Source organism: Shewanella sp. SM32 (assembly GCF_025654235.1).
Classification (GTDB): Bacteria; Pseudomonadota; Gammaproteobacteria; order Enterobacterales; family Shewanellaceae; genus Shewanella; species Shewanella oncorhynchi.
Genome location: NZ_JAKKRO010000004.1, coordinates 59,516 through 74,747 on the forward strand (window position 1 = coordinate 59,516; position 15,232 = coordinate 74,747).

General features: G+C 45.4%; 16 protein-coding genes. 5 read left to right on the forward strand and 11 right to left on the reverse strand.

Translation table 11 applies throughout. The annotated features are described in order from the left end of the window. Positions 1-284: 284 nt before the first annotated feature. Positions 285-1,451: a methyl-accepting chemotaxis protein gene (locus L5M10_RS24155; protein ID WP_317233122.1), complete on the forward strand. Its 1,167-nt coding sequence runs from the start codon at positions 285-287 to the stop codon at positions 1,449-1,451. 150 nt (positions 1,452-1,601) lie between these two features. On the opposite strand, the gene L5M10_RS02635 is transcribed toward L5M10_RS24155, so the two are convergent. After that, on the reverse strand, positions 1,602-1,919 hold the full coding sequence (locus L5M10_RS02635; RefSeq protein ID WP_248066316.1) for a hypothetical protein: 318 nt from the start codon (positions 1,917-1,919) through the stop codon (positions 1,602-1,604). A 167-nt stretch (positions 1,920-2,086) separates the two neighbouring features. Between L5M10_RS02635 and L5M10_RS02640 the strand changes: the two genes are divergently transcribed. Then, complete coding sequence (locus L5M10_RS02640; RefSeq protein ID WP_248066313.1) at positions 2,087-2,365, forward strand: ankyrin repeat domain-containing protein; 279 nt, start codon at positions 2,087-2,089, stop codon at positions 2,363-2,365. 156 nt (positions 2,366-2,521) lie between these two features. Here L5M10_RS02640 and nqrF read toward each other — a convergent pair whose 3' ends face one another. The 6 genes from nqrF to L5M10_RS02670 all read right to left on the reverse strand — a co-directional run bounded on the left by nqrF (position 2,522) and on the right by L5M10_RS02670 (position 8,453). Next, a complete protein-coding gene (gene nqrF, locus L5M10_RS02645; RefSeq protein WP_263180360.1) occupies positions 2,522-3,739 on the reverse strand; it encodes an NADH:ubiquinone reductase (Na(+)-transporting) subunit F in 1,218 nt (405 codons plus the stop codon). Between the two features lie 77 nt (positions 3,740-3,816). Further along, positions 3,817-4,425 carry an NADH:ubiquinone reductase (Na(+)-transporting) subunit E gene (gene nqrE / locus L5M10_RS02650; protein ID WP_105250116.1) on the reverse strand — a complete coding sequence of 203 codons (609 nt, stop codon included), beginning with the start codon at positions 4,423-4,425 and terminating at the stop codon, positions 3,817-3,819. A 9-nt stretch (positions 4,426-4,434) separates the two neighbouring features. After that, entirely contained in the window at positions 4,435-5,055 is a 621-nt protein-coding gene (locus L5M10_RS02655; protein WP_028761892.1) for an NADH:ubiquinone reductase (Na(+)-transporting) subunit D, read from the reverse strand. Further along, positions 5,052-5,858, reverse strand: coding sequence for a Na(+)-translocating NADH-quinone reductase subunit C (locus L5M10_RS02660; protein ID WP_105250117.1), 807 nt, complete (start codon positions 5,856-5,858; stop codon positions 5,052-5,054). Before L5M10_RS02660 ends, L5M10_RS02655 begins: the two co-directional genes overlap by 4 nt. Beyond that, positions 5,848-7,080 carry an NADH:ubiquinone reductase (Na(+)-transporting) subunit B gene (locus tag L5M10_RS02665; RefSeq protein ID WP_028759366.1) on the reverse strand — a complete coding sequence of 411 codons (1,233 nt, stop codon included), beginning with the start codon at positions 7,078-7,080 and terminating at the stop codon, positions 5,848-5,850. The genes L5M10_RS02660 and L5M10_RS02665 overlap by 11 nt, the downstream gene beginning before the upstream one ends. Then, positions 7,080-8,453, reverse strand: coding sequence for a Na(+)-translocating NADH-quinone reductase subunit A (locus L5M10_RS02670; RefSeq protein ID WP_263167506.1), 1,374 nt, complete (start codon positions 8,451-8,453; stop codon positions 7,080-7,082). The genes L5M10_RS02665 and L5M10_RS02670 overlap by 1 nt, the downstream gene beginning before the upstream one ends. Positions 8,454-8,907: 454 nt before the next feature. Here L5M10_RS02670 and L5M10_RS02675 point away from each other — a divergent pair, with 454 nt between their 5' ends. The 3 genes from L5M10_RS02675 to L5M10_RS02685 all read left to right on the forward strand — a co-directional run bounded on the left by L5M10_RS02675 (position 8,908) and on the right by L5M10_RS02685 (position 11,556). Beyond that, complete coding sequence (locus tag L5M10_RS02675; RefSeq protein ID WP_105250120.1) at positions 8,908-9,948, forward strand: NADP(H)-dependent aldo-keto reductase; 1,041 nt, start codon at positions 8,908-8,910, stop codon at positions 9,946-9,948. Between the two features lie 354 nt (positions 9,949-10,302). Next, a complete protein-coding gene (ompV, locus tag L5M10_RS02680; protein ID WP_168824821.1) occupies positions 10,303-11,076 on the forward strand; it encodes an outer membrane protein OmpV in 774 nt (257 codons plus the stop codon). A 21-nt stretch (positions 11,077-11,097) separates the two neighbouring features. Further along, positions 11,098-11,556, forward strand: a complete 459-nt coding sequence (locus L5M10_RS02685) for a CC0125/CC1285 family lipoprotein (RefSeq protein ID WP_028761861.1) — start codon at positions 11,098-11,100, stop codon at positions 11,554-11,556. Between the two features lie 261 nt (positions 11,557-11,817). On the opposite strand, the gene L5M10_RS02690 is transcribed toward L5M10_RS02685, so the two are convergent. The 4 genes from L5M10_RS02690 to L5M10_RS02705 are packed head-to-tail and all read right to left on the reverse strand — an operon-like array spanning position 11,818 to position 15,051. After that, a complete protein-coding gene (locus tag L5M10_RS02690; RefSeq protein ID WP_263254800.1) occupies positions 11,818-13,110 on the reverse strand; it encodes an ATP-binding protein in 1,293 nt (430 codons plus the stop codon). Next, positions 13,107-13,811, reverse strand: coding sequence for a response regulator transcription factor (locus L5M10_RS02695; RefSeq protein ID WP_263254801.1), 705 nt, complete (start codon positions 13,809-13,811; stop codon positions 13,107-13,109). The genes L5M10_RS02690 and L5M10_RS02695 overlap by 4 nt, the downstream gene beginning before the upstream one ends. Before the next feature lies 1 nt (position 13,812). Next, positions 13,813-14,202: a DUF3019 domain-containing protein gene (locus tag L5M10_RS02700; protein WP_173497302.1), complete on the reverse strand. Its 390-nt coding sequence runs from the start codon at positions 14,200-14,202 to the stop codon at positions 13,813-13,815. 9 nt (positions 14,203-14,211) lie between these two features. After that, positions 14,212-15,051, reverse strand: a complete 840-nt coding sequence (locus tag L5M10_RS02705) for a MipA/OmpV family protein (protein WP_173497927.1) — start codon at positions 15,049-15,051, stop codon at positions 14,212-14,214. Positions 15,052-15,232: the final 181 nt, after the last annotated feature.

The window sequence follows — 15,232 nt, forward strand, 5'->3', positions numbered from 1 at the left end:
ATAAGCTGACAATGCTTATCTCACTTCTATCCCATCTAGGCTATTTTATTGTTCTTTATGGTTGATATCGACATGTAAGAGTCAAGTTTTGCTCAGTCGATATCACTCCTCAAATACTTATGATTGGTTTACTAACACATAGGGCTAGAAAACACTCGATTTAATATGCCATGAATATTTGAAATCACGCCTAAACTATATTATTTACCAGCTAAGTTTTACAGTGCATTCAAACTTTCAAAATCAAAGTCTTAAAACAGACACTAGGAAACATAGAGGAAAATATGCGTTCACTATTTATTCGCATGAGGTTTATCCACTGGTTAGGTGCTATTGTACTTTTTATGAATGCAACTTTCTTCACTGAACTATTATTTTCACAGATAATTCAGTACATTATTACAATGTTTTTGATTATTCATGATATTGATGAAAAAGTCTGGGGAGTTGATTCCTTAAAGAAAGTTACCGAATACATGAAAAACTTTGAAAGAAAAGATCTGTCAATTCCATGCACCATCAATAGCCTATATAACAGTGAAATGGAAAAAGTGCTTAGTGTTGTCAATACATTTAGAGAGAATGTAAAAATTGCACTCATCGATATTCAGCAACAGGCCGTAGCTTCTGATGAAATATCAGATCTTCTAAAAGTAAAAGCACAAAATATTTCGTCACGTATCAAAGAGCAAGATAATCGGGTCAGTATTCTCACCTCACAAATAGAAGCCTTAGACCAAACCTCTCTAGCACTACAAGCTAAAGCGGAAAAAACACGCGAGCAAGTAGAAAACACGCAAATAGGGCTTGTTCGATCAAATGAATCTATGGGGGCTATGGTTAAAGATTTAAGCTCATTTATTGCAAGTAATGATGAGCTTCAGGCAAAATTTCATCAACTTTCTCAACAAACAAAAGCCATTGAGGGAGTGGTATCGGTTATCAACAACCTAGCCGATCAAACCAATCTATTAGCTTTAAATGCTGCCATTGAAGCAGCTAGAGCAGGAGAGCATGGACGAGGCTTTGCCGTTGTTGCCGATGAAGTTAGAAACCTAGCCAAATCAACCCAAAGCAGTTTAGATGAAATTAATCAAATCATATCAGGAATATCTAAAGCGGTTCTTGATGCTGGTAATCAAATGAAATCACAAACATCTGCGATTGTTCTATTATCGGATTACACAACAACCAGCCAATCGGAATTAGATATTGCATGTAAAAACATCAGTGAAATTTTAACTTTGATTGGGCAAGATAGAACAAATAATAATTTAGATATACTCTATGTTAATAGGTTAGTTGGTGATGTCAGTAAGGAAATCGAGGTATTAAAACACCTCTCAAGCTCCAACTCAAATGATTGCATCGAATTAGAGCAGCAGGGCCATAGCTTAACTCAAGTTACTGAAAAAATTGTTCACCAATTAGGGATGTTTAAAACCAAATAGCAACATAATGCACTTTTTTTGCCTCCACCCTGCTCTGGCTAAATCGGTGTAATCTTTAGCATAAAAGTTACGCCGGTTCGATTTTTTCGTGTTTATCAAACTTCGTTTGATTGTTTTTAAAAGCAAAAATATCTCACAATAGGTCAATCATTATAAAACGGCAACAGCAATAATTACCGCCCCTAACATATATAAGCCTGCAGAAAGTGATATCGATTTTAGCGGACTAAACTCCTCAACTTCCAACGTCTGTATATCTTCAATTTTGATAAGCTGTCCCTCCCCCTCGATCTGCTGTTCCGTTGCGCTTTCGACTTTAAATTCCATTTGTTCGCCAGATATTGTGGTGACTTTGACCTTTTCACCTATATAGTTGGATACCGATTGAGGGGCCAAGTTAACTTCATTGAGTGAAGAGCATGCGTTGAGGGAGAAACAGATAAGTGATACTACAGCTAACTTTTTCAAACAAACCTCCTATCCTACAAACTATGACATCCATGATAAGTTATACCTGTAGACACAAGCATTTAGGTATAAGCTACTCAGCTTACGGAATTTCGCCCATAAGTTAAAGAAACCTAGGCTAAACCCACTTAAATTAAATCCTTTGAATGAGGTTAAATAGCTATCAAATGAGCACTGAACTTATCGATGCGGTTAAAGCCAAAGATACACTTGCAGTAAAGCGTATTATTGCCAATAGCGCTGATCTTGAAGGCGTTGACGAGAATGGCATGACGGCACTGTTGCATGCCTGTGAGCTACAGTCTTTTGAACTGCTCAAACTATTAGTGGATGCGGGTGCCGATGTGAATCATCCAAATGCGCTGGGGTATCATCCGCTCGATATAGCCTACTGGCGGGCGAGTTTCGCATGGGGAGCTATACCGCCGAGAGTCAGCGTATGGTGAGCTATTTAACCCGCCACGGCGGTAAATCCTTTAGCAAGGTGAGGTGCTAAATAGCATCAAGATGCGAAAACTAAAACTGCGAAATGATAAAAAGCCCTATAAACAAAAATCGCGTTAAGCTGGGCTTAACGCGATTTTTTATTACTCACTTACAACCTAATCACCAAAGTCATCGAGTAGGATGTTTTCTGGCTCAACGCCTAGGCTTTCAAGCATCTTAATCACTGAAGAGTTCATGATTGGAGGACCACACATGTAGTACTCGCAGTCTTCTGGTGCCTTATGATTTTTAAGATAATTCTCATAAATCACATTATGAATAAAGCCAGTGTAGCCAGTCCAATTATCCTCAGGCAATGGCTCAGATAACGCCACATGCCAGACGAAGTTGTCATTCTCGGCCGCTAGGGCATCGAAATCCGCTTGGTAAAACACTTCACGGGTTGAACGGGCGCCGTACCAGAAGCTCATTTTACGTGTGGTTTTCTTACTCTTAAGCTGATCGAAAATGTGTGAACGCATAGGTGCCATGCCCGCACCGCCGCCGATAAACACCATTTCTGCATCGGTTTCCTTCACAAAGAACTCACCGAATGGCCCAGAAATGGTCACTGTATCGCCCGCTTTCAGGTTGAAGATGTAAGATGACATCTTGCCCGCTGGCACATTGGCCGAAGGCGGCGTTGCAATCCGCACGTTCAGCATAATGCGGCCCTTTTCATCGGGATAGTTGGCCATAGAGTAAGCGCGCAACACTTCTTCATTGACGGTCGAGACTATATCAAACAGGCCGTATTTGTCCCAATCGCCACGGTATTTTTCAGGAATATCAAAGTCAACGTATTTCACCACATGGGCTGGCGCTTCAATTTGAATATAACCCCCCGCTTTAAAGCGAACATCTTCACCTTCGGGTAACTCAAGCAATAGCTCTTTGATAAAAGTTGCCTTGTTATCATTAGAGATCACCTGACATTGCCACTTCTTCACCCCAAAGATTTCTTCGTCGAGCTCAAGTTCCATATCGGTTTTCACTGAGACTTGGCAGGCGAGACGACAACCTTCTTTAGCCTCTTTCTTGGTGATATGGCCCATTTCAGTCGGCAGAATGTCACCGCCGCCCGATTTGATTTTCACTCGGCACTGACCACAGGTTCCGCCGCCACCACAGGCAGACGGAATAAAAATACTCTGACTCGCCAAAGCGCCGAGTAACTTGTCACCCGCGGCAACTTGAATGCTTTTTTCGGCATCTTCGTTGATGCTGATCGTCACTTCACCCGTAGCCACTAATTTCTTTTTGGCGATTAGAATCACTATCACCAATAGACAGACCACTAGCGTGAACATGCCTATGCCAATTGCCATTTCCATCGTATTACCCTTTTCTAGCTCTTTTCTAAAAAGAATCTGGTTTCACTTTCTCAATTCTTGGCTCGCCTACTGTAGCTTTACAGCGAGATCCCTGAGAAAGACATAAAGCCCAGCGCCATCAAGCCTGTAGTAATAAAGGTGATACCAATACCTTGTAAGCCTTCGGGAATCGCGTTGAATTTCATTCTTTCGCGCAGTCCCGCCAGCAGTACAATCGCCACCGCCCAACCAAGACCCGAGCCCATCGCAAACACCACTGACTCACCGAAGTTGTAATCACGGTTCGCCATAAAGATCACCCCGGCAAAAATCGCGCAGTTCACTGTGAGCAAAGGTAAGAAGATCCCAAGGGAGTCATACAGGCTAGGAATGTACTTATCCAAAAACATTTCAAGGATTTGCACTAACGCCGCAATCACACCAATGAAAGTGATCAGTTGCAGGTAACTTAAATCGATACCGGGTAATCCCGCCCAAGACAGTGCGCCAGGTGCGAGCACTTTGACGTAAATCAGCTGGTTTAACGGCACGGCTAAGGTCATCACCACAATCACAGCGACACCTAGACCAAAGGCGGTTGACACCTTTTTAGACACGGCCAAGAAAGTACACATGCCCAAGAAGAACGACAGCGCCATGTTGTCGATAAAAGTGGCCTGCAAAAATAGATTTATATAGTGTTCCATATCTGCTCCTTAACCCCGTTTCCGCTGGATCACATTGATAGTCCAGATCAACACACCAATCAGGAAGAAGGCGCTCGGTGGTAACTTGAACATCTCGTTTGGCAAGTACCAGCCACCATTCTCGATGGTGGTAAACACAGGGTGACCGAATAAATTCCCCGTCCCTAACAGCTCGCGTACAAAGGCGACGCTGATCAAAATCAAGCCATAACCTGTCGCATTACCAAGCGCATCGACGACCGCTAAATGCGGTGGATACTTCATGGCGAAGGCTTCTGCACGGCCCATGATGATACAGTTAGTGATAATTAACCCAACGAATACAGAAAGTTGCTTAGATAACTCATAGGCTACATCCTGCAGAACCATGTCGACGATAATCACTAAGGAGGCGATAACCGTCATCTGCGCGATAATCCGCACACTGGTCGGGATAAAGTTACGGATGGCAGAGATAATCAGGTTAGAAAACACCAACACAAAGGTCACTGCCAGTGTCATCACCACAGCGGTTTGCATTGAGTTACTGACCGCCAGTGCCGAACATACGCCCAGCACTTGCATCGCGACGGGGTTATTGGCAAACACTGGCCCCGTTAACATGTCACGCATGGATAAAGTGTTGCTCATTTTGCCTCTCCCAACTCACCTTGCAATTCACCCTGCGTGGCCGTCGCTTTCAGCTGATTGAAGAAGGTTTGAAAGCCCTCAACGCCAAACCAAAACTCCATTGCGCGCTGCACGCCGCGGCCCGTCATGGTCGCGCCACTCACCGCATCGACACCATGAATATCGCCTTCTTTAGCGCCGCCTTTCACAAGACGTATCGAAAACTTGCCTTTTTCATCAAACAATTGCTTACCCTTCCATAGTGACACCCACTTAGGATCAGTTAAAAAATCGCCGATACCTGGGGTTTCACCGTGTTCGTACACGACGAGCCCTTTAATGGTGTTGAAATCGGGTTCAACCGCCACATAACCGTAGATCATCGACCACAGACCTTTGCCATAGAAAGGCACAACCACGCTGTCTAACTTGCCGTTGGCATCGAGCACTTTAAACACGCGGGCATCGTTCGCACGGGTTTTAATCTTGGCAATATCTTTTTTCGGCGCACTCGAAGTCTCAGGATTAATTGCCGCCATACGCTCATCGAAATCGAGGACGTTAGCGTCTGAGTCCACCTTGCCTGTATCTAAGTTGATCAATAATGGCTTAACGGATTTAGCGAAAATTTCTCTAAACTCATTGCCCTGACCTAAGTTCACATCGGCGGCCATCAACACATAGCGCTGCACTTCGTCACGTTTTTTGGCAACTTTACGTTCTTTCAATATGCCTGCAGTGCCTGTGATCATAAAAGAGCACAGGAGGCAGAGCGTGATGGTGAAGATCATGGTCCCCACCACAGTATCTTTCTTAAATACCATGACGTTTTAATCTCCGTTTGATGTTGGCGCGGGCCACCAGATAATCGAACAGCGGCGCCCAAAGGTTGGCGAACAGAATGGCTAACATCACGCCCTCAGGCATTTTGGGGTTAGCGACACGGATAAGCACAGTCATAAAACCAATCAAAGCACCGTAGGCAAACTTGCCTTGACGAGTGTACGAAGTGGTTACAGGATCGGTGGCCATAAACATCATTGCTAACGCAAAACCGCCAGTGACAAGATGCCAAGTCCACGGCATTGCCATCATTTGATTGCTGCTAGAACCGATGTAATTACACAGCGTTGCAGTCGCTATCATGCCCAGCAACACACCGAGCACAATGCGCCAATCCGCTAAGCGGCTGATCAGCAATAATGAACCGCCGATCAAAATCGCTAAGGTGCTGGTTTCGCCAATCGCGCCCACGGTAAAGCCAAAAAAGTTGTTCCACCAGTTAGGATCGCTAAAGGCGCTAAACCAAGAGTAATCGGCAAAACTCAACTTGCCCGCTGCGGTTTGTGCCAGCGCTGTTGCACCAGAGAAACCATCAACGGCAACTAACTGTTTAATGGTTGAAACTTCAGATGGATAGGCGAAGTAGATAAAAGCCAAGCCTGCCAGCGCAGGGTTAAGGAAGTTATATCCCATGCCGCCAAACAGCTCTTTAGCCACGACCACACCAAAGGAAATCCCCATGGCCACCAGCCACAACGGTGTCGATACTGGCAAGATTAAGGTAAACAGCAGGGCCGTCACGAAGAAGCCTTCGTGCAACTCTTGACCACGAACCCGCGCAAACACCACTTCCCAAAACAAACTGGTGAGCAGTGCTGTCAGGTAAATCGGCAGATAAAAACTAAGACCATAGAGGAATAAACCTAATATCCCAGTGTCTTGGCTAAGGCTGCCAAACAGGGTATTAAAGATTTCTAACTTCCAAATATCTGGGGTCGATAATCCGCCCGCGAGCGCAAGCTGTGCCTGTAGGCCAATGTTATATAGACCGAATAAAATGGCGGGCAGTAAACACAAACCGACTAGCGTCATGGTACGTTTCACGTCAATCGCGTCACGCACATGCACTTGACCCTTAGTGCTACGACCATTGGCAATGACGAGTGAGCGCAAAAAGCCCTTCATCGACTTACCCGTTGCGTAGTACTCTTGTTGTAAATCAGAGGCGTCCTGTAAATCAGGTTTTTTCACTTGTTTGGTCATTAACCTTCCCTCTCAATAACATCTAGACAGGCACGTAATTCTTTACCAAAGTCATATTTGCCGGGACATACGAAGGTACACAGCGCCAGATCTTCTTCATCTAACTCCAATGCACCTAAGGCTTGCGCCTCGTCGGTATCACGCACCACTAAGTCTCGAACGAGTAAGGTGGGTAAAATATCCAGTGGCATCACGCGATCTAACTGACCAAAAGCCATCATGGCGCGAGCAGAACCGCCCTGATGAGTCGTAAACTCGAACAATTTAGTCGCACCAAACAGACGTGATGTTACGGCACGAGTGATGGAGAATTTGTCAGAACCACCGCGCACCCAAGGGAGAACATGGTGCTGCGAATCTTCGCTCAACACTGACACTTGGTTGTGGAATCGGCCTAAAAAGTCATGTACGCCCGCCGCGGTATGGCCAGATAACACAGATCCCGATACCACGCGGTTATGGCCAGGTTTGATTTCATCACTCACTAAGGCACTTAGCTCAGCGCCCAATTGAGTGCGTAGTAAGCGCGGGTTCAGCACGCTCGGGCCACCTAAGGCGACGATGCGGTCGGTATACAACTCACCGGTTTGGAATAACTTGCCGTAGGCAATCACATCTTGATAACCGATATGCCATACCTGACGTTCTAAACTCACTGGCAAAGTAAAGTGAATATGAGTACCCACTAAACCCGCAGGATGAACACCATCAAAACGGCGCACCTCAAGTTGTGGTAATGCTTCTTTAACAATCGCTTCGCCCTTATCCTGACACAGGTAAACCTTGCCTTCGGTTAAACGGCTCAACACCAGCAAGCCTGCTTTAAAAGCTTCGGTTTGCTCGGCGATGATCAAACGCGGATCAGCGGCCAGTGGATTAGTATCGATAGCGGTGACGAAAATACCTGCTGGCGTGCTATCGAGCGCAGGCACGCGCGAGAAAGGCCGCGTACGCAGTGCAGTCCATAGACCGCTTTTCACTAATTGCGCCTGAACGGTTGACCTTGCTAAAGCGGCGATGTCTTGATGGATATCGAAAGAAATCTGCCCATCGCGGTTTTCACCGTCATCACAACGAATGACGACTGATTGTAGAATTCGACGCTCGCCGCGGTTAATCGCTACGACTTGGCCACTAGCGGGTGCAGTGAACAACACACCAGGCGTTTTTTTGTCTTCAAATAGGGCTTGGCCCTTTTGAACAAAATCACCCTCTTCGACCAACATCGTCGGCTTAAGCCCAACGAACTCTTCTCCCAGAACAGCCACTTGGGATGGCTTAGCACCGAGTTCAATGACCTGTCGCGGCTCACCAACAATCGGCAAGTCGAGGCCTTTTTTGATCGTTACAATTTGGTTTGAAAAATCTGCCATCACAAATATCAACCATGAAAAATTTTTAGATAAATTTAGGGTAGAGATTTGTTAACGCAGATTCCGATATTGGCGTCACATTCCGCTGCAAATTCGTAAGTTAGATACGTAAATTTACGCAATTTTGTGACACAGATTCACATCCTTACTTACTGTAATCTGCAAATGTAGTTTTATAACAATTTATTCATAAATACGTCATTACTGATTTAGTAGTACCTAAGGTTTACAAAAATAAGCCAAAATCTCCATTTCAGTGCAGTAAAGCGCTAAAACCGTTAAAAGAGCAACTCAGCGAACAAACTTCAGCCAATGGCATGCCTCAAAATGGGGCAGGATGGCTAAACTTGCTGGCTATTTTTAGCGCACTAACATTTCAACCTATGGTTTAACCTTTGCTTTACAGCAAAAGCTTGGTAGCCTCAAACTAAGAGAGTTTCCGTAGGAGAAATAGATGGAATACAGACGCATACCGCATTCTAATCTTGAGGTCAGTAAAATTTGTTTGGGCACTATGACTTGGGGCGAACAAAATACCCAAGCCGAAGCGTTTGCACAGCTGGACTACGCCATAGGCAATGGCATCAACTTTATCGATACGGCGGAAATGTATCCCGTACCACCTAAGCCGGAAACCCAAGGGGAAACCGAGCGTATCCTAGGGCAATATATTAAGGCCCGCGGTAACCGAGACGACTTAGTGATCGCCACTAAAATTGCCGCACCTGGGGGTAAAAGTGATTACATTCGCAAAAATATGGCGCTGGACTGGAACAACATCCACCAAGCGGTCGATGCATCTTTAGCACGCCTCCAAATAGACACTATCGACCTTTATCAAATCCATTGGCCTGACCGTAATACCAATTTCTTTGGTGAACTGTTTTACGATCAACAAGAGCATGAGCATCAAACGCCGATACTTGAAACCCTAGAAGCGCTCGCCGAAGTGATCCGCCAAGGTAAAGTGCGCTATATCGGGGTGTCGAACGAAACGCCTTGGGGCTTGATGAAGTACCTGCAACTGGCCGAAAAACATGGCTTGCCGCGTATTGTGAGTGTGCAAAATCCCTATAACTTGCTTAATCGCAGTTTCGAAGTCGGCATGAGCGAAATCAGTCACCGCGAAAACTTGCCATTACTGGCCTATTCGCCACTGGCCTTTGGCGCCTTGACGGGAAAATATTGCAACGACCAATGGCCTGAAGGCGCGCGCCTGACCTTGTTTAAGCGTTTCGCCCGCTATACAGGTTCGCAAATGGCTCTGGAGGCTACAAAAGCCTATGTCGATTTGGCCCGCGAGTTCAAACTCACACCCGCACAAATGGCGTTAGCTTTTGTTAACTCACGTAAGTTTGTCGGCTCCAATATCATAGGCGCCACCGACTTATATCAACTGAAAGAAAACATCGACAGTTTAAAAGTCACCTTATCACCAGAGCTATTAGTGCGATTAAACCAACTGTCCGATCAATTTAGATTACCTTGTCCTTAGTCTCTAGGCTTAGTCGGCGAGTTGTTTGAATGACTGACCAATAGCATCGGGTCAAATCCCCCTGATGCTATTGATTTCAAATAGCTTTAGAGGCATAACTTTTTACCTTTATATCACCTCATCAATGCGCTCTCTCCTCCATTCAATCAAAAGCTACCTATTACTTAGTCTTCTTTATCTTATCCCTCCGGCTTAGCAAAAGGTCATCGTCTTCAGCTCCACGAGCTCACCAGCGCCAGGCTATGCGAGAAGGCTGCGATACATGGTCTAGGTTACATTCGGATACAGAGTCCTTTTAAGAAGTGAAATATAGTGGCATCACAGTCACTAGACAGATGTCTTAAGGATAAAAAAATGAAAAAACTTTGCTTTGTAATCACAAGTGTTTTGATGTCGAGCCACGCGCTTGCTGAAAGCAATACCTACATTCGTAACGGTAATATCTATAGTCATCAAGATCAGTTCTTTGCTGGCGCAGGTGTTGCTACTGGTAGTCAGTTTTATAAGGGTCAAGATCACCAAACAGGTGCCTACCTCAATGGCGGCTACCACGGTGAAGACTTCAACGCCGATCTGTCCGGCATCAACTACCGCTTTTTAGGCACGAACGATAGTGCCGTTAATTTCAGTATCTTTGCCGTTGCCAATCCTGGCTTTGATGCCGATGATGCGGATATTTTAACGGGCATGAAGGATCGCAAGTTCAGTGGCGATCTGGGTTTAAACGCCGACATTCATTTAGGAAATGGCACGCTATCAACTAAATTCCAACACGATGTCACCAATATTTATGATGGTTTTCAGGCTGATATCACCTATTACCATCCAATAAATGTAGGCTTCGGTGATCTGGTGCCTTATGCAGGTGTGCACTACTTCAGTAAAGACTTTGCAAACTACTACACAGGTGTGACGTCATCTGAAGCTACAGCGCAGCGCCCTGCTTATCAAGCTGACGGCACCTTTGCCTATAAGCTAGGCTACGCTTTGGTTATTCCAGTCACTAAGCATTTAGATATTACTCAAGCCACAGGTTACTCGCACATAGGTGCCAACATGGCTGACTCTCCGCTAATAGACAGTAACAACCAGTGGGTTACTACCCTTGGCGTGAACTATAGCTTCTAAACAACCTGACGAGACAAGACCATGACACTTATCAGAAAAACGTTTTTATGTGCTGGATTAGCTCTGATGCTTTCAGCTTGTGCCACTTCCTACGATACCGAAAAGCAATTTTGGTCTTTCGGTAAAGGATTTGAAACCGCACAGATTGCACCCGATAGCTGGCAGATAAGCTTTGTTGGCAATACCAACACTGACCGCGCATTGGCCCGAAAGTACGTCATGCGTAAGTCAGCAGAGTTATGCAAACAAGCGGGTTATAACTACTTCACTTTTACTCACGAACAAACCGATCGTGATGCAATTGGCCAGTTTGGAGTAGGAGCGAGCGCGAGTAAGGATATCTTGTGGGGGAGTTCGACGATGAATCAAGAAACCTCTGTCATGGTCGAAGTCACAGGTTTACATAGCAAGCCAGAAAATGCGAGTTCCCGCATCTATGAAACAGATTACATACTTAACAATGTCAATGTGAAAAGTTAATTGCTCATCAAAAATGCACCAGTCTAGATTCTCGTTAGGTATCAAGGCTGGTGCGTTTTATTTATAAATCCCCCCTGTTCAGCACCAATTCGTCAAGCACTCATTCGTATAGTAAGTTGAGTCATTCTGCCTCTATCTCTAAATCAACACAGCAGATTAGATGACGCAGATTTAGCCGCATTGCTCGCTTCAGCTCATGTTAAAGAAACAGACAAAAACGACTCAAACCTCGCATTACACCAATCGTATTAAACCCCAACTTTAAACTTCAGCCTTGAATTTTAGTGACATGCGAGCCCCGCCCAAGTCAGGAGCACGGCTAATACGTAATGGGGAACCCATCCAACAACCAATTCTATCGACAATCGCCAGACCCATGCCATGACCGGAATTTCCGCGGCTGTGCTGACCACGCACAAAAGGTTTAATCACTTGAGCAGATTCCTGTTCATCTATGCCTGGGCCATCATCGTCAACGTGTAACCACGCAATCCCATCTTCCAATGCCAACGTCAGCCGGATATTGGCACGGCCAAAACGCTGCGCATTACTGAGCAAGTTATTCACCTGCATTGACAAGTACTTAGGATCTGTCTTGATGTTCAACGGTATTGGGCAGGTGATGAGTTCCACTGAAAACCCTGGGTATACTTGGCCTTGATACTTTTCCAGCAACCAAGTATTAAGCTCAATAGGTTGCCAATCAGGTTGGATATTCGCCTCATCGAGACGGGCATAGCTGAGCAGTGTCATGACCAACTCTTCCATAGTGTCCAGATCGCGGTTCAATCGCTGAAAATACTTCACCCTAAGTTGTTCGCTTTGGGTTTCTTCTAACGCCGCAATACCAAATCGCAGCCGCGCAATCGGAGTTTTTAAATCATGGGAAACTGCCCGACTAAGCAATTTATTGTCATCGATCAATTGCTGGATACGATCTGCCATACGGTTGAATTCGCTTTCTATTGTGCCTATGTAGGACGCTTTACTGACCACAATTCGCTGCTGTAATTCCCCCATACCAAATGCTTGAGTCACCTTACTGAGATTAACCAATTGGCGGATTAAAGGAGACACCCACACCAACAAAATCACCACCACACCGCCATAAAAAAGCATGGTATACAGCTTATTCGCGTTAAAACTCACATCGGCTGGCGTCACTATCTGGGTATTGATATTCAGCACCTGACCCGTTTTAGGCAATAAATAGTGCAAAGAGATGCCATCATCGGACTCCAGCAATAATGATTCCCCTGAATAAAACTCTGTCTTTAGGGCTGAGGGTAAGACAAAATCTGCTTCATTCACCAAAGACAATTGATCTGCATTTCGCTGATTCCAGTTGTCTATAAACGCATTATTAGGGGCGGGATCGTTATCTAACGTTTGCGCCAGTGAACCGCCCAGCAGTTTTAATGCCGCGAGGTGAGTTGCTGGGCTAGGCGTTTCATTATAAGGATCAATAAGTGTTGCAAACTCACTTATCGACCAGCCTAGGCTGGCAATGGCCACCAGCACGACCAGCACCAGAGAAGTCATTAACTTCTTCATAAAGCTTGCTCGGCCTCATCGCGGCAAAACAAATATCCCTTGCCACGAATGGTTTTGACTTTATAGGGCTGACTCAACGCTTCCTGCAACTTCTTGCGTAAGCGCGATATGCGAATATCCACCGAGCGGTCTAGGCCATCGTATTCAATACCCCGCAGTTGGGCCACCAATTCATTGCGACTCACTATCGTGCCCGCCTTCAATGCCAGCAGCCACAAAACATCAAACTCATTGGCATTCAAATCCAGCGGCTGTTTATCAATGGTGACTGATTTTGCCGTCGCATTTAACACTAAAGAATCAAACACTAATTGCTGCTTTTGCTCCTCATCACTCACTCGGCGTAACAGGGCCTTTATCCGCGCTAACAGCACCTGTGGTCGAATCGGCTTAGTGAGGTAATCATCAGCCCCAGCCTCTAACCCGCGGATTTCATCGCCGTCCTCAACGCAAGCCGTCATAAATAGAATGGGCCCAGTATAAAATGCCCTGGCCTCCTTACACACATCAAAGCCATTCTTAACGGGCATCATCACGTCGAGTAGCACTAAGTCAGGCATCTCATCGGCTATCATCTCTAAGGCAAAGTCGCCTTGGCTGGCAACCGTCACCCCGTAACCGTGATCCAGTAAATAATCACTGATCCACTCTGCCAGTGAGGTATCGTCCTCTACGACTAAGATATGCTTTGCAACTGACATATTAGAATAACCTCCAACCAGACTGACTCTGTTTAGGGGCCTTATAAACCCATGTCACGACCACTTTAACTTGCGCGAGCGGTTGCACATCATCATTACGGATAAGACTAAAAGTCGCCGTTTTATCCCCTTCAAAACTATATTGATATTCTTGCAACGCTTTGCCAGTCCAGCAGGTTAACTGGTGCTGACGGTCTGTCAGTATGAGGCAGTACTCGCCGCTCGCGGGTGTCTGCCATCGGAACAATACATCTTGATAGCAAGTTTGCCCTTTATGCAGTGCAATGCAGCGTTCTGGGGTTGCGGTAAAAATAACGGCATCATCCTGACTCCAAGCCAAAAAAGGCGCGCTCAGCATCACTACCGCTAACAATGGATTAAATCGGTTCATGCCCTCCTCCTAAAATACATAGCTAAGAGAAGCATTAAAATACGATGTATAACTCGCTTGATTGAAGGGACTGTCGGTCACTTCTTGGGATAACACATTGAAGCGATACATAGCCCGAAAGACAAAATTTTCACTCAGCGGATAAGCAACTCCTAACTCCATGCCGTAACTGAAAGAGCTATCCGGCCGATACTCAGGAAAGCGTTCAGTGGCTTCTTCCTTACTGATCCCAAAAAGATAGCGATTCAAGGTGGCAGATGAGTAACCTACGCTCCCCAATACGTGAAAATTCCAATTACGAACCTGCCAGGACTTACCCAATCTTGCAGAACTTTGAATACCTTGATCATCATAATAATCAGATACTAACCTATACTGAAAAACATAGTTATCGCCCCAATAACGTGTGGCACGAAAACCGGCACCAATATAGAGAGAATCTTCCGATAGTAGATAAGCATTGCGGCCAGCTTCATCCAGCGTACTGGGATCCACATCAGGACGGGACCATGAACCTTGCAAGTTAGCCAATAGCAGTTCTAATGACCAATCCTCTGAGCTCCAAAGATTAAATCCCAAATTAATGCCATCTTGAGATTGATGGATCATCTCAACAAACAGCCCTTTGTACTGGTACATGCCACTGACTAACAGCGACAACTGTGCAGAACCTGAATCCGTTTGCCGAACATCGACTTGATTAATTCCGTAAACACTCATGCCCAGCTCAAAATCACCGCCGTCTGCAAGGCGATTAGCTCCTCCAGTAACACTGCTCGCAATATCTGATGCTGCAGCGGTTCTAGGAAGAATGCTCAGCGTTAACACAAGAAGCCAAAGAATACGCATGCCCATTTAATTCACATTTTTAGTCGTTATTTAGCGCTACATATTACAACAGTTTGTTGCAAGTCACTGCACAACCAGTATCATTTTTACGGCAATTGTGTGTCGGATAACAAGAGAGACCTATATCCCAAACAACTTGAATCCTGCATCTTCAAATTGTTTGGGGATACACACACCTCAC

What these genes read in the sequence shown, in the direction of transcription:
- L5M10_RS02705 (WP_173497927.1), bottom strand. Translation starts at nt 15,051, where the DNA reads ATGCGTATTCTTTGGCTTCTTGTGTTAACGCTGAGCATTCTTCCTAGA.
- L5M10_RS02690 (WP_263254800.1), bottom strand. Translation starts at nt 13,110, where the DNA reads ATGAAGAAGTTAATGACTTCTCTGGTGCTGGTCGTGCTGGTGGCCATT.
- ompV (WP_168824821.1), top strand. Translation starts at nt 10,303, where the DNA reads ATGAAAAAACTTTGCTTTGTAATCACAAGTGTTTTGATGTCGAGCCAC.
- L5M10_RS02670 (WP_263167506.1), bottom strand. Translation starts at nt 8,453, where the DNA reads ATGGCAGATTTTTCAAACCAAATTGTAACGATCAAAAAAGGCCTCGAC.
- L5M10_RS02665 (WP_028759366.1), bottom strand. Translation starts at nt 7,080, where the DNA reads ATGACCAAACAAGTGAAAAAACCTGATTTACAGGACGCCTCTGATTTA.
- nqrE (WP_105250116.1), bottom strand. Translation starts at nt 4,425, where the DNA reads ATGGAACACTATATAAATCTATTTTTGCAGGCCACTTTTATCGACAAC.
- L5M10_RS02640 (WP_248066313.1), top strand. Translation starts at nt 2,087, where the DNA reads ATGAGCACTGAACTTATCGATGCGGTTAAAGCCAAAGATACACTTGCA.
- L5M10_RS02655 (WP_028761892.1), bottom strand. Translation starts at nt 5,055, where the DNA reads ATGAGCAACACTTTATCCATGCGTGACATGTTAACGGGGCCAGTGTTT.
- L5M10_RS24155 (WP_317233122.1), top strand. Translation starts at nt 285, where the DNA reads ATGCGTTCACTATTTATTCGCATGAGGTTTATCCACTGGTTAGGTGCT.
- L5M10_RS02675 (WP_105250120.1), top strand. Translation starts at nt 8,908, where the DNA reads ATGGAATACAGACGCATACCGCATTCTAATCTTGAGGTCAGTAAAATT.
- L5M10_RS02660 (WP_105250117.1), bottom strand. Translation starts at nt 5,858, where the DNA reads ATGGTATTTAAGAAAGATACTGTGGTGGGGACCATGATCTTCACCATC.
- L5M10_RS02685 (WP_028761861.1), top strand. Translation starts at nt 11,098, where the DNA reads ATGACACTTATCAGAAAAACGTTTTTATGTGCTGGATTAGCTCTGATG.
- nqrF (WP_263180360.1), bottom strand. Translation starts at nt 3,739, where the DNA reads ATGGAAATGGCAATTGGCATAGGCATGTTCACGCTAGTGGTCTGTCTA.
- L5M10_RS02695 (WP_263254801.1), bottom strand. Translation starts at nt 13,811, where the DNA reads ATGTCAGTTGCAAAGCATATCTTAGTCGTAGAGGACGATACCTCACTG.
- L5M10_RS02700 (WP_173497302.1), bottom strand. Translation starts at nt 14,202, where the DNA reads ATGAACCGATTTAATCCATTGTTAGCGGTAGTGATGCTGAGCGCGCCT.